Below are 13,692 nucleotides of genomic sequence, written 5' to 3'. Positions count from 1 at the left end.
CTCAACTTCAACCCGTTACGGGGAGTACCCATCGCCGTTACTCTCTATATGCTGCGCTGATGAGTCCGTGGAGATTTGTCGGGCGTGCCGCCGAACTCAACCGTCTCATCTCGACCGCCTCGGGCGGAAGCGGAAGAGGGCTCATATTTAGCGGCAGTGCGGGCATCGGCAAGAGCCGCCTGCTGCGTGAAGGCGTCGCCGCGCTGCCGACCGAGCGGCTGGCGGTCTGGACCGCCTCCGCCAACGCCGCGACCGCCTCCCTGCCGTTCGGTGGGCTCGCCCAGGTGCTGCCCACCGACCAACCGCCCGGCCTGACCGCGGCCGGCCTGCTGCGCTGGGCCGTCGAGGCGCTCAACCAGCAGGCCGCCGGCCGGCCGATCGTGCTCGCGATCGACGACGCGCACCTGCTCGACCCGTCGTCCTCGGCACTGGTCTACCTCATGGCCCGCGACGAGGGCGCCACCGTGCTCGGCACGCTGCGCAGCGGCGAGCAGTTCCCGCACCCGATCCGGGCACTGTGGACCGACGACTTCGTGGAGCTGGTCGAGCTCGAGCCGATGTCGGTCGACGACGTGAGCCGGCTGCTGGTGCAGATGCTGGAGGGCGACGTCGACCAGGCCAGCGCCGAGCGGCTGTGGAAGCTGTCCGAGGGCAACGCGCTGCTGCTGCGCGAGCTGGTGATGGCGGCCCGGCAGGCAGGCGAGTTCACCAAGCAGTTCGGCGTCCACCGGTGGACGGGCCGGCTCGAGCTGGCACCCAGCCTGTTCGACCTGATCGACGCCCGGATCGGGCAGTTGACGCCGGGCGTACGCACGGTCGTGGAGCTGGCCTCGCTCGGCGAGCCGATCGGCATCGACCTGCTGATCAAGGCGACCAACCCGGTCGACGTCGAGACCGCCGAGGAGCGCCAGCTCATCCGCGTGGTGACCAGCGACCGGCGCTCCAACGTGCGGCTCGCCCACCCGCTCTACGGCGAGGTGGTCCGCCGCCGGTGCCCGGTGGTGCGCCAGCGGCGGCTCGAGGCCCAGCTCGCCGACCTGGTCGAGGCGGTCGGCGCCCGGCGCCGCGACGACCTCCTCCGGGTCGCGGTGTGGCGCCTCGACTCGGGCACCGCACAGGACCCGATGCAGCTGCTGATGGCCGGCGCGCAGGCGTTCGCGGGCTTCGACGTGCCGCTGGCCACCCGGCTGGCCCGGGCAGCGCTCGACGCCGGCGGCGGGTTCGGCGCCGCCGAGCTGCTGTCCACGATGATGATGTTCAGCGACCAGCCCTCCGAGGCGCTGGCCGTGCTCGACGCGGTCGGCGAGCAGGCCACCTCGCAGTCGCTGCGGGCCCGCTGGCTGGTCGTCCGCGGCCTGGTCTCCTACTGGGGCCTCAGCCGCGAGGCGACTCCCGACGAGCTGGCCGTCGAGGCCAAGGCGCTGTCGGACCCGGCCGACCAGGCGCGGGTCCGCTCGTTCGAGGCGATCATGCGGCTGCACAAGCTGGAGTCCGCCGAGGCGCTGCGGATCGCCCGCTCGATCCTCGACCGCCCGGCCGCCCCGGTCTCCGCCCGCGGCCTGGCGCTGTGCATGATCGCCCACCTCCAGGCGGCACAGGGCGAGTCGCGGGCGAGCGAGCGGGCCGTGGCCAGCGTGCAGGCCGACGCGCCACTGTGGCGCACCGACATGCCTTATCTTCAGCTCGCGCTGGAGCTGGCCCGGGGCACCCGGCTGGCCATCGCCGGCGACCTGACCGGCATCGACGCGATCGTCGCCGACGAGTTCGCCGACCTGGCCGACGCCGGCGACTTCCGGCTCGGCTCCGGCTATCTCTCGGTGCTGCGTGCGCAGGCGGCCCGGCTCCGCGGCCAGACCGGCGAGGCGCTGCGCACCAGCGTGCAGGCCTGCGCGGCGCTGGCGACCAGCCGGATCTACGCGGGGCTGGCCCACGCCGAGCGGGCACAGGCGCACGCGCTGCGCGGCGAGGTCGACGAGGCCCGCGACGCGATGGCCGACTCCGACGAGTCGCAGTCGCCGATCATGTCGATCGTCTACCCGTGGCGCGAGCAGGCCCGGGCCGCGGTCCTCGCGGTCGCCGACGACCTGCCGGGCGCGGTCGAGGTGCTCCGCCGCCTGGTCTGGCGGCTGCGCGGCGACGGCTTCGCCGGCCACGAGGTGCTGGCCCTGCACGACCTGGTCCGGCTGGGCCGGGCGGCCGAGCCGATCGGCTGGCCCGAGGAGCACGACCCGGCGCAGACGGTCGCCCAGCGCCTCGCCGCGCTGGCGCCGACGCTCGAGGGCGACCTGCCGGGCATCATGGCGGCGCACGCCACGGCGGCGGCCCAGCGCTCCGGCCCTGACCTGCTGATCGCCGCCGACCTGTTCAAGGTCAAGGGCCTCTGGGTGTACGCCGCCGAGGCGGCCGCAGCGGCCGCGGGCCGCTTCCGGGAGACCCGGGCGACCGAGGCGGCGGGCAACGCCAAGGCGCTGATGAACGACCTGTTGAGTAAATGCGACATGCTGCGCACGCCGGCGCTCGGCCTGTCCCGGCCGGCGCTTACCGACCGGGAGCGGCAGGTCGCCAAGCTGGCCGCCAACGGGGTGCCCAGCCGGCACATCGCCGCGGAGCTCTTCCTGTCGACCCGCACGGTCGAAAACCACCTGCAACGGGTGTACGCGAAGCTCGGCGTCGCCGGCCGCGCGGAGCTGAGCGCCGCGTTGCGCATGCTTCCCGACAGCTGACGCCTCTTCCTCTTAGTCTGGTGGGATGACCAAGGGCCACCCCGCTCTGCTGACTGACCACTACGAGCTGACCATGGTCAGTGCCGCGCTCAAGGACGGCACGGCCGACCGGCAGTCCGTGTTCGAGGTGTTCGCGCGGCGGTTGCCGCCGGGTCGTCGTTACGGCGTGGTGGGCGGGCCGGGCCGGCTGGTGGACCTGATCCGCTCGTTCCGGTTCGACGAGGAGGAGATCGCCCACCTGCTGTCGCGGGGAGTGGTCGACGACCAGACCGCGGAATGGCTGGCCGGTTACCGGTTCACCGGCGACATCGAGGGCTACGCCGAGGGCGAGCTGTTCTTTCCCGGATCCCCGATCCTCACGGTCTCCGGGACGTTCGTGGAGTGCGTACTCCTGGAGACCCTGATTCTGTCCGTCCTGAACCATGACAGCGCGATCGCCGCGGCGGCCGCGCGGATGGTCACCGCGGCGCGCGGGCGCGGGCTGATCGAGATGGGCTCGCGGCGCGCGCACGAGGAGGCGGCGGTCGCCGCGACGCGCGCGGCCTATCTCGCGGGCTTCTCCTCGACCTCGAACCTGGCGGCGGGCATGCGGTACGGGATCCCGACCGCGGGCACCGCGGCGCACGCGTTCACACTGCTGCACGACGACGAGGCGGCCGCGTTCGCCGCACAGGTCGCGGCACTGGGCAAGAGCACCACGCTGCTCGTCGACACCTATGACATCGCGCAGGGCATCCGCACCGCGATCAAGGTGGCGGGCACCGACTTGCGCGCGATCCGGATCGACTCGGGCGACCTGTCGGTGCTGGCCGGGCACTCGCGGGAGCTGTTGGACTCGCTGGGCGCCACCGAGACGAAGATCATCGTGTCGGGCGACCTCGACGAGTTCTCGATCGCGGCGCTGGCCGCCGAGCCGGTCGACATCTACGGCGCGGGCACCTCGGTCGTCACCGGGTCGGGGGCGCCGACCGCCGGCCTGGTCTACAAGCTGGTCGAGGTCGACGGCCGGTCGGTGGTCAAGCGGTCGGAACACAAGGCGACGATCGGCGGGCGGAAGACGGCGGTGCGGCGGCACAAGCCGACCGGCACGGCGATCGAGGAGATCGTGGTGTCGCAGGGCACACCCGAGTCGCGTACGGGCGACCGGTTGTTGCAGCGGCCGTACTTCGTTGGTGGTGAGGCTGCTGTTCTGCCGTCGCTGGACGAGTCGCGGGAGCACCTCCGGCAGGGATTGATCTCGATTCCGTGGGAGGGCCTCAAGCTGTCGGCGGGCGATCCGGCGATCCCCGTTACTGTCGTACCCGCGCGTTAGTGTTCACCCCATGACCCGCGCACTGATCATCGTCGACACGCAGAACGACTTCTGCGAGGGTGGCTCGCTGGCCGTGGCCGGCGGCGCCGGCGTGGCAACGGAGATCTCCCGTGCGCTGTCCGGGTCGCCCGACCGGTGGGACCACGTGGTGGCCACCAAGGATTTCCACATCGACCCGGGCGCGCATTTCAGCGACAGCCCCAACTTCGTCACCACCTGGCCCGCGCACACGGTGGTCGGCACGCCGGGCTCCGACTTCCACCCCAACCTGGAGACCGGCCGCATCGAGGCCGTCTTCCACAAGGGCCAGCACGCGGCCGCCTACAGCGGCTTCGAGGGCCACACCGCCGACGGCGTCGGCCTGGCGACCTGGCTGCGCGACCACGACGTCGACGCGGTCGACGTGGTCGGCCTCACCACGGACCACTGCGTCCAGGCGACGAGCCTCGACGCGGCCCGCGAGGGCTTCCACACGACGGTGCTGCTCGACCTGACCGCGGGCGTCCTACCCGACACCACGGCGGCGGCGGTCGAGCGACTACGCGAGGCGGGCGTCACGCTCGTCGGCGAGCCCATCGTCAAGCCGGCGTGAGGCTGACGCCCTACCGGTCGGTCCTCGGGCTGCCCGGCGTCCGCACGCTGCTCGTCGTCGCAATCCTGGCCCGCATCCCGTCGGTGGCCGCCGGCGTGACGCTGACCCTGCACGTGGTCCTGGAGCTCGACCGCGGCTACCTCGCGGCGGGCCTGGTCGCCACGGCCTCGACGATCGGCGCCGCGGTGGGCGCGCCGCTGCTGGGCCGCATGGTCGACCGCCGCGGCCTGCGCCCGGTGCTGGCGGTCTGCACTGTCGCCGAGGGCGTCTTCTGGTCGGTGGCGGGTTGGCTCCCCTACCCGATGCTGCTGGGCTTGGCCCTGCTCGCCGGCGTGCTGATGCTGCCGATCTTCTCGGTGGTCCGGCAGTCGCTGGCGGCGCTGGTGCCGCCCGACCAGCGCCGGCCCGCGTACGCCCTGGACTCGATGTCGGTCGAGCTGTCCTTCATGGTCGGCCCGGCCCTGGCGGTGCTGCTGGCCACCGCGGTCTCACCGCAGGCGACCATGTGGGCGGTCGGCGTCGGCGTGGTCCTGTCGGGCACGGCCCTGTTCGTCTTCAACCCACCGGTCCGCGCGGAGTCGGAGTCGGTCGCCGCCGACGGCCCGGTGCCACCGCGCCGCTCGTGGCTGACGCCGCGGATGCTGGCGATCCTGGCCATCGCGGCAGCGACGACCCTGGTCCTGGGCGGCACGGACGTGACGGTGGTCGCGGTGCTGCGCGAGTCGGACCAGGTCGGTTGGACGGGCCTGGTGCTGGCGTTGTGGGGGGTCTATTCGCTGATCGGCGGGTTCGTCTACGGGTCGCTGTCGCGGGTGCCGTCGCCGTTGGTGTTGCTCGCGGTGCTGGCCCTGGGCACCGTGCTGGTCGCCCTGGCCGGCGCGGAGTGGTTCCTGCTCGCGGTGGCGCTGATCCCGGCCGGGGCGCTGTGCGCCCCGGCCCTCGCGGCGGCCGCCGACGCGGTGAGCCACCTGGCGCCGCCATCGGTCCGCGGCGAGGCGATGGGCTTACACGGGTCGGCCATCACGGTCGGTCTGGCGCTGGGCGCCCCGTTGGCCGGCTGGGTCATCGACGCGTCATCGCCGCGCTGGGGCTTCGTGGCGACCGGGGTCGCGGGGTTGCTGGTCGCTGTCGCGGTGCTGCCGGTCTACCTGTCACGCCGACGACCGCCGTTGTCGGTCCCGCCCACGCAGCGCGCGGCAGAGCCTTCCTTGGCCGCCACGGACTAGCGCCCTGGGTGCGGCCGCTTCGCGCTCCCGCGCCACCCGCGCCTGACCTGCCGCCACGTGCCATGCCGAAGCGGACAGGCCAACCCTCGCGCCGCAATCCGCCGGCGTCGACCGACGGCCAAGCCGCATCGGCCCGGGTCGTCAGCGGTCACAGCCTGCCCTCGGCCACGCAACCGCTTGCCGAGCGGAGCAGGCCGCGTCTGGCTGGTGCCAGAGGCGCCGTCGTACCTTGCGATCATGGGCGCGCATGTTCTCGCTGACGATGGTTGCCGGTTGTGGACCGCGGTCGCCGGTGATGGGCCGCCGCTTCTGCTCTGTCATGGTGGGCCGGGGCTCTGGGATTACTTCGACGGGGTCGCTGAGCTGTTGGGCGGCTTCGTTCGGAGCATTCGCTGGGATCAGCGGGGTTGCGGGCGTTCTGAGCGCCGCGGGCCGTACACCGTCGATCGGTTCGTCGGCGATGTGGACGCCGTGCGTCGGCACTTCGGCGCCGAGCGGGTCAATCTGCTGGGGCACTCGTGGGGCGCCATGCTCGCGTTGCGGTACGCGTTGGCGCACCCCTCCCGGGTTGGCAGCCTGATCTACGTTTCCGGCACCGGAGTCGACCCGGATCTGACCTGGCGTGATGCCTTTCATCGCAACCTCACACACGGCATCGGAGCGGACGCGGCGCGTTGGCGCGAGCTGGACGAGCGTGAGCGGACGCCCGAGGAGGACCGCGAGCACGCGATCCTCCAATGGCAGGCCGACTTCGTCGACCCGGTCACGGCCCGCGGCCACGCCGAACGACTCGGAACGCCGTGGCTCGGGATCAACTACACCTGCGCACGGGCCATCAACGCCGAGTCGCGTCGTTTCCTGCGGGATCACGACGTGCCGGCGCTCTGCCGCGCGCTCACCACGCCCACGCTCATCGTGGATGGCGCACACGACATCCGACCGCGATGGGCGGTCGACTCGTTGGAGCGGTCGCTACCCGACGTCAAGCGGGTCACTCTGGCTGGCGCCGGGCATATCCCCTGGGCCGAGGACCCGGCGGGTTTCCGGGAAGTGGTCGCCAAGTTTGTGACCCAGGTCGCGTCCTAACTCGACAGAGCTGGGCTCGTGCCCACCGATTGCGCGCCGGAAGACCCCGCCTGATTTCGGCCGGTGGCATGCGGCGCGTGCCGCGCTGCGTCCGCGAACCACATCCAGAGACGTTGCCCTCTCGGTGACCTGGGTCAGCGGACCCCGCAGCGGCCAGGCAACGGAAACCGCACCGTGCTTCTTCCACAGCATCCGGACACGAGCTGCGAAGGCCTGCGGCAACACCCCGCACGAGCCGAAGGGCGAAGACGTGACCACCCAGCTTGTGATCCGCTTCGGCTTCTAACCCGGCATCGCCGATCCAGTTAGTGGGCCCAGGACACGCGGCGGGGAGACCACATGAAACCTGCCCCATCGCAGGCGGAACCCACCACGACGGCCGAGCCCAGCGGCTCGGCCGGGCCGAAGCATGAAGCCTCGTCGGTCCCTAGCCTGACATTGCCCTTTCGGGTTCGGGGGTCTCGGGCGCTGGGCGGCGGGAGACCGCGCGGTATTTGGCCGGTGGCATGCGGAAACGGGCCACGAAAGCTTGGCGTAGCGCTTCGGCCGAGCCGAAGCCTGAGCGGGTGGCTACCTCTGGCATCGGGAGGTCGGTCGAGTCCAGCAGGCGGGCCGCCGCGTCGACTCGGGCGCAGCGGATGAAGCGGGCCGGTGGGTCGCCCAGTTCGCGTAGAAACAAGCGGGTCAGGTGGCGGGGGCTCACGCCGACCGCGTCCGCTACGCGGGCCGTGGACAGGTCGCCGTCCAGGTGGGTGAGGACGTGGTCGACCGCGCGGCGGACCACGTCGTTGTCGGGGGCGGGCGGCGCCACGTACACGCTCATCTGGGCCTGGTTGCCCGGTCTTTGCAGATATGTGACCAGGTCCCGGGCGACCTGGCGGGCCAGGTCCGGGCCGTGGTCCTCCTCCACGAAGGCGAGCGTCAGGTCCAGGGCGCTGGTCACGCCGGCGGCGGTGGCTACGCGGCCCTCGCGGATGAAGATGGGCGCCGAGTCGACGCGGACGTCGTGGTAGCGGCTGGCCAGCCGCGGTGCGAAGCGCCAGTGGGTGGTCGCGCGGCGGCCGTCGAGCAGGCCGGTCGCGGCGAGCACCGTCGCACCCGTGCATACCGACGCGATCCGGCGGCTCTCGCGGGCCAGCCGGCGGACGTGCGCGACTACCAGTGCGTTGTCGGCCGCCCTCTCGTGGCCGAAGCCGCCCGAGACGATCACCGTGTCCAGCGGGCCTGTCAGGCGTTCCAGGGTGAGCTGCGCTTCCACCACCAGGCCGCTGTCGCAGCGGATCGGGCGGCCGCCGAGGGTTGCCAGCGATACTCGGTAGCCGGGGCTCAGCTGGCCGATCGTGTTGGCCAGGCCGAACGTCGAGGTTACGCAGGCGATGTCGAGCAGTTCGGCGCCGTCGTACCCGACCATGACGATGTGCCGCGGATCCATATCCCTGACCTTAGGCCGCCGATCCCTGGGATTCGGACCTGTATTTCTCCGGCCGTTCCGGGCGGGCCGCCGCCGCTGCCACCGTCGGGGCATGACTCCCACGACGATCCAAGAGAACCCCTCGCTGCTGCGGTGGGTCGCCCACCGCTGGCCCACCTTCGCCGCGATCCCGGTCGTCGCGGCTTCGTTGTTCGGCCTGGCCGACGTGCGCGGACTGGCGTTCCTGCTCGTCCTGTCGCCGCTGGGCTACCTGGTGCCGGCATCGGTCAACCGGCCCGGAATCACCTGGCCCGCGGTGCTGATCGGCTCCGTGGCGATCGCGCCGTTCAAGATTCTCGGGCTGAATCCGGCGTACGCGCTGCTGGTGGCTTCCGCGGTCTTCGTCGTGATCGGCACCGTGCGTCGCGCTCCTGGCTTCGGTGTCCAGGCGATCGCGGCCGTGCTGTTCGCCTTGCTGGCAGTGGTGGCGATCGAGGGCGAGTCCCTGGTCCTCGGCGGCGTCCTGATTTCGCTCGGGTTGCTCGCCCACGCCGCGTGGGACGTCTACCACCACCGGCTGAACCGGGTCGTGCCGCGCTCGTTCGCCGAGTGGTGCGCCGTGTTGGACGTCATCGTCGGCGTGGCCGCACTCGTGCTGATCTTCTAGGCTGTTCCGCCGACCCGCGGCAGGCCCGGGACCAAACAAAGAAGCGGCGCGCCGGACCTGGTCCTGGCGCGCCGCTTCTTGTTGTCGCTAGCGGTCGACGTTGCTCGCCGTGTCTTCCTTGTAGCTGGCGCCGCCGTCGGACTCGCTGGTCAGCGGCTTGGCGCCGCCCTCCGGCGGCCCGGCCAGCGAGTGGCCCGCGGCCAGCTCCGGGAACTTCAGGTCGAACGCCGGGCGCTCGGACCGGATCCGCGGCATGCGGTCGAAGTTACGCAACGGCGGCGGCGACGAGGTCGCCCACTCGAGCGAGTTGCCGTAGCCCCACGGGTCGTCGGCCAGGGCCATCGGGCCGGCCTTGTAGGACTTCCAGATGTTGTAGAGGAACGGCAGCGTCGAGACGCCAAGGATGAACGCGCCGACCGTCGAGATCTCGTTGAGCGTCGTGAAGCCGTCGCTGGGGCGGTAGTCCGCGTACCGGCGCGGCATGCCCTCGTTGCCCAGCCAGTGCTGCACCAGGAACGTGGTGTGGAAGCCGATGAACGTCAGCCAGAAGTGAATCTTGCCGAGGCGTTCGTCGAGCATGCGGCCGAACATCTTCGGGAACCAGAAGTAGATGCCCGAGTAGACGGCGAACACGATCGTGCCGAAGAGCACGTAGTGGAAGTGCGCGACCACGAAGTACGAGTCGGAGACGTGGAAGTCGACCGGCGGGCTCGCGAGCAGGACGCCGGTGAGGCCGCCGAAGAGGAACGTCACCAGGAAGCCGACCGCGAACAGCATCGGCGTCTCGAAGCTCAGCTGGCCGCGCCACATCGTGCCGATCCAGTTGAAGAACTTCATGCCGGTGGGCACGGCGATCAGGAAGCTGAGGAAGCTGAAGAACGGCAGCAGCACCTGGCCGGTGGCGAACATGTGGTGCGCCCACACGCTCATCGACAGCGCGGCGATCGCGATGGTGGCGCCGACCAGACCCTTGTAGCCGAAGATCGGCTTGCGGGAGAAGACCGGGATGACCTCGCTGATGATGCCGAAGAACGGCAGCGCGACGATGTAGACCTCTGGATGGCCGAAGAACCAGAAGAGGTGCTGCCAGAGCATGGGTCCGCCGGTCGCGGCGTCGTACACGTGAGCGCCGAGGATCCGGTCCGCCGCGAGCGCGAACAGCGCCGCCGCCAGCAGCGGGAAGACCATGATGACCAGCAGGCTGGTGACCAGGATGTTCCAGGTGAAGATCGGCATCCGGAACATCGTCATGCCGGGCGCCCGGAGCGTCAGGATCGTCGTGATCATGTTGACGCCGCCGAGGATCGTGCCCAGACCGGAGATGGCCAGGCCGACGATCCACATGTTGGCGCCGACACCCGGCGTGTGCTCGATGTCGCTGAGCGGCGTGTAGGCGAACCAGCCGAAGTCGGCCGCGCCGCCCGGGGTGAGGAAGCCGCCGAGGGCGATGGTGCCGCCGAACGCGTACAGCCAGTAGGCGAAGCTGTTCAGCCGCGGGAACGAGACGTCCGGGGCGCCGATCTGCAGCGGGACGACGAAGTTCGCGAACGCGAACACGATCGGCGTCGCGAAGAACAGCAGCATGATCGTGCCGTGCATCGTGAACAGCTGGTTGTACTGCTCCGGCGATAGGAACTGCATGCCGGGCCGGGCGAGTTCGGCGCGCATCAGCAGCGCCATCAACCCGCCGATGAGGAAGAACACGAAGCTCGTGACCATGTACATGATCCCGATCTGCTTCGCGTCCGTCGTGCGCAGCATGCGCGCGAACGCCGAGCCCTTCACCGGCTGCCGGACCGGCCAGGGCCGCGTCACGATCGGCTTCGGTGCAACGGTGGTCACCACAGGCCTCCGCATCGTCGTCTGTGTCGGAGGCAGAATAGTCCTCGCATCTCAGGGATCCCGCGCTGGGTGGTGAAAACCTCTCTGAACCCCTGCGCGGTTGAGAACGGCCCCCTGTCTGCCTGCGCAGACGATCACGCAACGTTCGTGGAGCGTTACAAGTCGGCCTCGTGCCTGGCTAGGCCGGGTCGACGAGCAGGCGGTAGTGGTCACGGAAGATGCGGTCACCACGGCCGCGCAGGAGCGGGTCGCGCAGGGCCGGGGCCACGTCGCGGGTGCGGTCGCGGTCGCGGGTGCGGTCGAGGACCCACTTGGTGCGCGGGCGGCGGCGGCTCTCGTAGCGGCGAAGCGCCTCCGGCACCGACGTCGCCTCGGTGAGCGCCTCGGCCAGGACCACCGCGTCTTCGAACGCCATCGCGGCGCCCTCGGACAGGGTGGGCGAGGTGGCGTGGGCGGCATCGCCGACCAACACCGCCGGCCCGCGCGACCAGCAGGCGATCTCGACCTCGTCGGTCAGGGCGACCTGCACCTTGTCGACCGCGTCGAGGATGTCGGGCACCGGAGCGCCGTGCCCGCCGAACACCTCGCGGAGCCGGCCGAGCGGGTCGGCCGGTGCACTGGTGCCCGGTTCGTCGGCATAGAGATATAGCCGGCCCTCGCCCATCGGCGTGACGACGAAGGCGGTGCGGAGGCCGAGCAGCGCCGTCCAGTCGGTGATGGCGGGGCCGCCCGTGACGACGCTGCGATAGACGACCTGGCCGACGGGGCGGGCCGGGCCGCCGAGGGCGGCGAGGGCACGGACCGCCGATTTGCGGCCGTCTGCGCCGACCACCAGGTCGTACGAGGCGGTCGAGCCGTCACCGAACGTCGCCGAGGCTGCGCCCTCGGTGTCGACGTCGAGCCGGGCCAGCGCGGTGTCGTAGCGGACCTCGCCGTCGACCGAGGCCAACAGGACGCGCTGCAGCTCGGCGCGGGGCAACGCGCGGCACTCGCCGACGCCGTCCCAGAGCTTGCCGAGGTCGACCTCGCACAGCTCGCCGCCGCGCTCGTCGAGGAAACGTTGCCGCTCGACCACCTGCCCGAGCGGCCGGACCGGCTCGTCGAGGCCCAGCTCGCGCAGCGCCCGCGCGGCGTTGCCGGGCAGGAAGATGCCGGCGCCGGGGAGGGTGGTGGCGGGCAGCTTCTCGACGACCTCGGGACGGTAGCCGACCAGGCGCAGCGCCCGGGCCACGGCGAGACCAGCGATGCCGGCGCCGACGACGAGGACGCGCAGCGTAGACGGGAGCATGTGGACGAAGCCTCCGAGGTGGTCGAGGGGCCACGCACTGAAGCCAGAACATTACTCGCTGTCCGGACCTCTATCCAGCGCCCTGAACATGAACTAATGTCGATGGAAGCGCTCCCATCTCCTCCCTCGACATTGGAAGGAGCAGCATGCGCCGACTTGTCCGCGCCGCCGTGACCGCCGTCCTGGTCGCGAGCGGCATGGTCGCCGTGGCGTCGCCGGCCGAGGCCGACACGCAGATCTGCGAGCAGTACGGCTCGACCACCATCCAGGGCCGATACGTGGTGCAGAACAACCGCTGGGGCTCGAGCGCGCAGCAGTGCATCAACGTCACGGACACCGGCTTCAGCATCACCGCGCAGCAGGGTTCGGCGGCCACCAACGGCGCGCCGCTGTCGTATCCGTCGGTCTTCCTCGGCTGCCACTACACGAACTGTTCGCCGGGGACGAACCTGCCGATCCAGGTCAGCCAGATCAGCAGTGCGAGCTCCTCGATCAACTACACGTTCGCGAGTGGCACCTACAACGCGTCCTACGACATCTGGCTCGACCCCACGCCACGAACCGACGGGGTCAACCAGATGGAAATCATGATCTGGTTCAACCGCCAGGGCCCGATCCAGCCGATCGGGAGCCCGGTCGGCTCCGCGACGGTCGGCGGCCGCAGCTGGGAGGTCTGGCGCGGCAGCAACGGGGCCAACAACGTCATCTCCTACGTGGCTCCGTCGCCGATCAGCTCCTGGAACTTCAGCGTGCTGGACTTCATCGCGGACGTGCGCTCGCGCGGAGCGATCACCAACTCGTGGTATCTCACCAGCATCCAGGCCGGTTTCGAGCCCTGGAACGGCGGAGTGGGCCTCGGCGTGACCAGCTTCTCGGCGGCGGTCAACGGCGGTGGCACCGGCCCGGGCCCCGACACGCAGGCACCATCGGTGCCCGGCCAGCCGACCGCGGGCACCGTGACCGCGTCGAGCGTCGCGCTGTCGTGGGCGGCCTCGACCGACAACATCGGGGTTACCGGGTACGACGTCTATCGCCAACAGGGCGGTGGCGCGGCCACGCTGGTCGGCAGCACCGCCGGCACCTCGTTCACCGCGAGCGGGCTGTCGGCGTCGACGTCGTACACGTTCTCGGTGCGCGCCCGCGACGCTGCCGGCAACGTCTCGGCCGCCTCGCCGGGCCGGACCGTGACGACCGCGGGATCCGGCGGAGGCGGCGGGTCGGGCTGTCGGGTCCGCTACGCCGCGAACGTCTGGAACAACGGCTTCACCGCGGACGTGACGATCACCAACACCGGCACGAGCGTGATCAACGGTTGGACCCTGACCTACACGCTCCCCAGCGGGCAGGCGATCACCAACAGTTGGAACGCCACGGTGACCACCTCCGGCTCGGCGGTGACGGCTCGCAACCTGACCTGGAACGGGACGCTGGCGGCCGGTGCGAGCACCGCCTTCGGCTACCAGGGCACGCATGGCGGCGGGTACGTGTCGCCGTCCGCGTTCACCCTCAACGGCTCGGCCTGCACGATCGGCTGACCGGTCGACC

Annotated in this window: 10 protein-coding genes; 7 read left to right on the top strand and 3 right to left on the bottom strand. The window is 71.0% G+C overall.

The window, feature by feature from the left end:
• Positions 1-59 precede the first annotated feature (59 nt).
• The 5 genes from Air01nite_RS04055 to Air01nite_RS04035 all read left to right on the top strand — a co-directional run bounded on the left by Air01nite_RS04055 (position 60) and on the right by Air01nite_RS04035 (position 6,939).
• The gene (locus Air01nite_RS04055) at positions 60-2,723 is read left to right on the top strand and encodes a LuxR C-terminal-related transcriptional regulator (protein WP_203700411.1); all 2,664 of its coding nucleotides are present in this window, start codon (positions 60-62) and stop codon (positions 2,721-2,723) included.
• A 25-nt stretch (positions 2,724-2,748) separates the two neighbouring features.
• The gene (locus Air01nite_RS04050; protein WP_203700410.1) at positions 2,749-4,035 is read left to right on the top strand and encodes a nicotinate phosphoribosyltransferase; all 1,287 of its coding nucleotides are present in this window, start codon (positions 2,749-2,751) and stop codon (positions 4,033-4,035) included.
• A 10-nt stretch (positions 4,036-4,045) separates the two neighbouring features.
• Complete coding sequence (locus Air01nite_RS04045) at positions 4,046-4,627, top strand: isochorismatase family protein (RefSeq protein ID WP_203700409.1); 582 nt, start codon at positions 4,046-4,048, stop codon at positions 4,625-4,627.
• On the top strand, positions 4,624-5,853 hold the full coding sequence (locus Air01nite_RS04040; RefSeq protein WP_203700408.1) for an MFS transporter: 1,230 nt from the start codon (positions 4,624-4,626) through the stop codon (positions 5,851-5,853). Before Air01nite_RS04045 ends, Air01nite_RS04040 begins: the two co-directional genes overlap by 4 nt.
• 207 nt (positions 5,854-6,060) lie before the next feature.
• The gene (locus Air01nite_RS04035) at positions 6,061-6,939 is read left to right on the top strand and encodes an alpha/beta fold hydrolase (RefSeq protein WP_239090474.1); all 879 of its coding nucleotides are present in this window, start codon (positions 6,061-6,063) and stop codon (positions 6,937-6,939) included.
• Between the two features lie 427 nt (positions 6,940-7,366).
• Here Air01nite_RS04035 and Air01nite_RS04030 read toward each other — a convergent pair whose 3' ends face one another.
• Complete coding sequence (locus Air01nite_RS04030) at positions 7,367-8,371, bottom strand: GlxA family transcriptional regulator (RefSeq protein WP_203700407.1); 1,005 nt, start codon at positions 8,369-8,371, stop codon at positions 7,367-7,369.
• A 91-nt stretch (positions 8,372-8,462) separates the two neighbouring features.
• Here Air01nite_RS04030 and Air01nite_RS04025 point away from each other — a divergent pair, with 91 nt between their 5' ends.
• Complete coding sequence (locus tag Air01nite_RS04025) at positions 8,463-9,017, top strand: hypothetical protein (protein ID WP_203700406.1); 555 nt, start codon at positions 8,463-8,465, stop codon at positions 9,015-9,017.
• An 87-nt stretch (positions 9,018-9,104) separates the two neighbouring features.
• On the opposite strand, the gene ctaD is transcribed toward Air01nite_RS04025, so the two are convergent.
• Both ctaD and Air01nite_RS04015 read right to left on the bottom strand, forming a co-directional pair.
• Positions 9,105-10,859, bottom strand: a complete 1,755-nt coding sequence (gene ctaD / locus Air01nite_RS04020; RefSeq protein WP_203700405.1) for an aa3-type cytochrome oxidase subunit I — start codon at positions 10,857-10,859, stop codon at positions 9,105-9,107.
• A 178-nt stretch (positions 10,860-11,037) separates the two neighbouring features.
• Entirely contained in the window at positions 11,038-12,147 is a 1,110-nt protein-coding gene (locus Air01nite_RS04015) for an FAD-dependent monooxygenase (RefSeq protein ID WP_203700404.1), read from the bottom strand.
• A gap of 146 nt (positions 12,148-12,293) precedes the next feature.
• Between Air01nite_RS04015 and Air01nite_RS04010 the strand changes: the two genes are divergently transcribed.
• Entirely contained in the window at positions 12,294-13,682 is a 1,389-nt protein-coding gene (locus Air01nite_RS04010) for a GH12 family glycosyl hydrolase domain-containing protein (protein WP_203700403.1), read from the top strand.
• Positions 13,683-13,692: the final 10 nt, after the last annotated feature.

It is taken from the genome of Asanoa iriomotensis (assembly GCF_016862515.1).
Classification (GTDB): Bacteria; Actinomycetota; Actinomycetes; order Mycobacteriales; family Micromonosporaceae; genus Asanoa; species Asanoa iriomotensis.
Note: the sequence above shows the minus strand (reverse complement) of the source record. Positions and strands in the feature narration are given on the sequence as shown.

Excerpts from the sequence above, each read along its gene's own strand:
- Air01nite_RS04055 (WP_203700411.1), top strand. The coding sequence starts at position 60 with ATGAGTCCGTGGAGATTTGTCGGGCGTGCCGCCGAACTCAACCGTCTC.
- Air01nite_RS04050 (WP_203700410.1), top strand. The coding sequence starts at position 2,749 with ATGACCAAGGGCCACCCCGCTCTGCTGACTGACCACTACGAGCTGACC.
- Air01nite_RS04045 (WP_203700409.1), top strand. The coding sequence starts at position 4,046 with ATGACCCGCGCACTGATCATCGTCGACACGCAGAACGACTTCTGCGAG.
- Air01nite_RS04030 (WP_203700407.1), bottom strand. The coding sequence starts at position 8,371 with ATGGATCCGCGGCACATCGTCATGGTCGGGTACGACGGCGCCGAACTG.
- Air01nite_RS04025 (WP_203700406.1), top strand. The coding sequence starts at position 8,463 with ATGACTCCCACGACGATCCAAGAGAACCCCTCGCTGCTGCGGTGGGTC.
- Air01nite_RS04015 (WP_203700404.1), bottom strand. The coding sequence starts at position 12,147 with ATGCTCCCGTCTACGCTGCGCGTCCTCGTCGTCGGCGCCGGCATCGCT.
- Air01nite_RS04010 (WP_203700403.1), top strand. The coding sequence starts at position 12,294 with ATGCGCCGACTTGTCCGCGCCGCCGTGACCGCCGTCCTGGTCGCGAGC.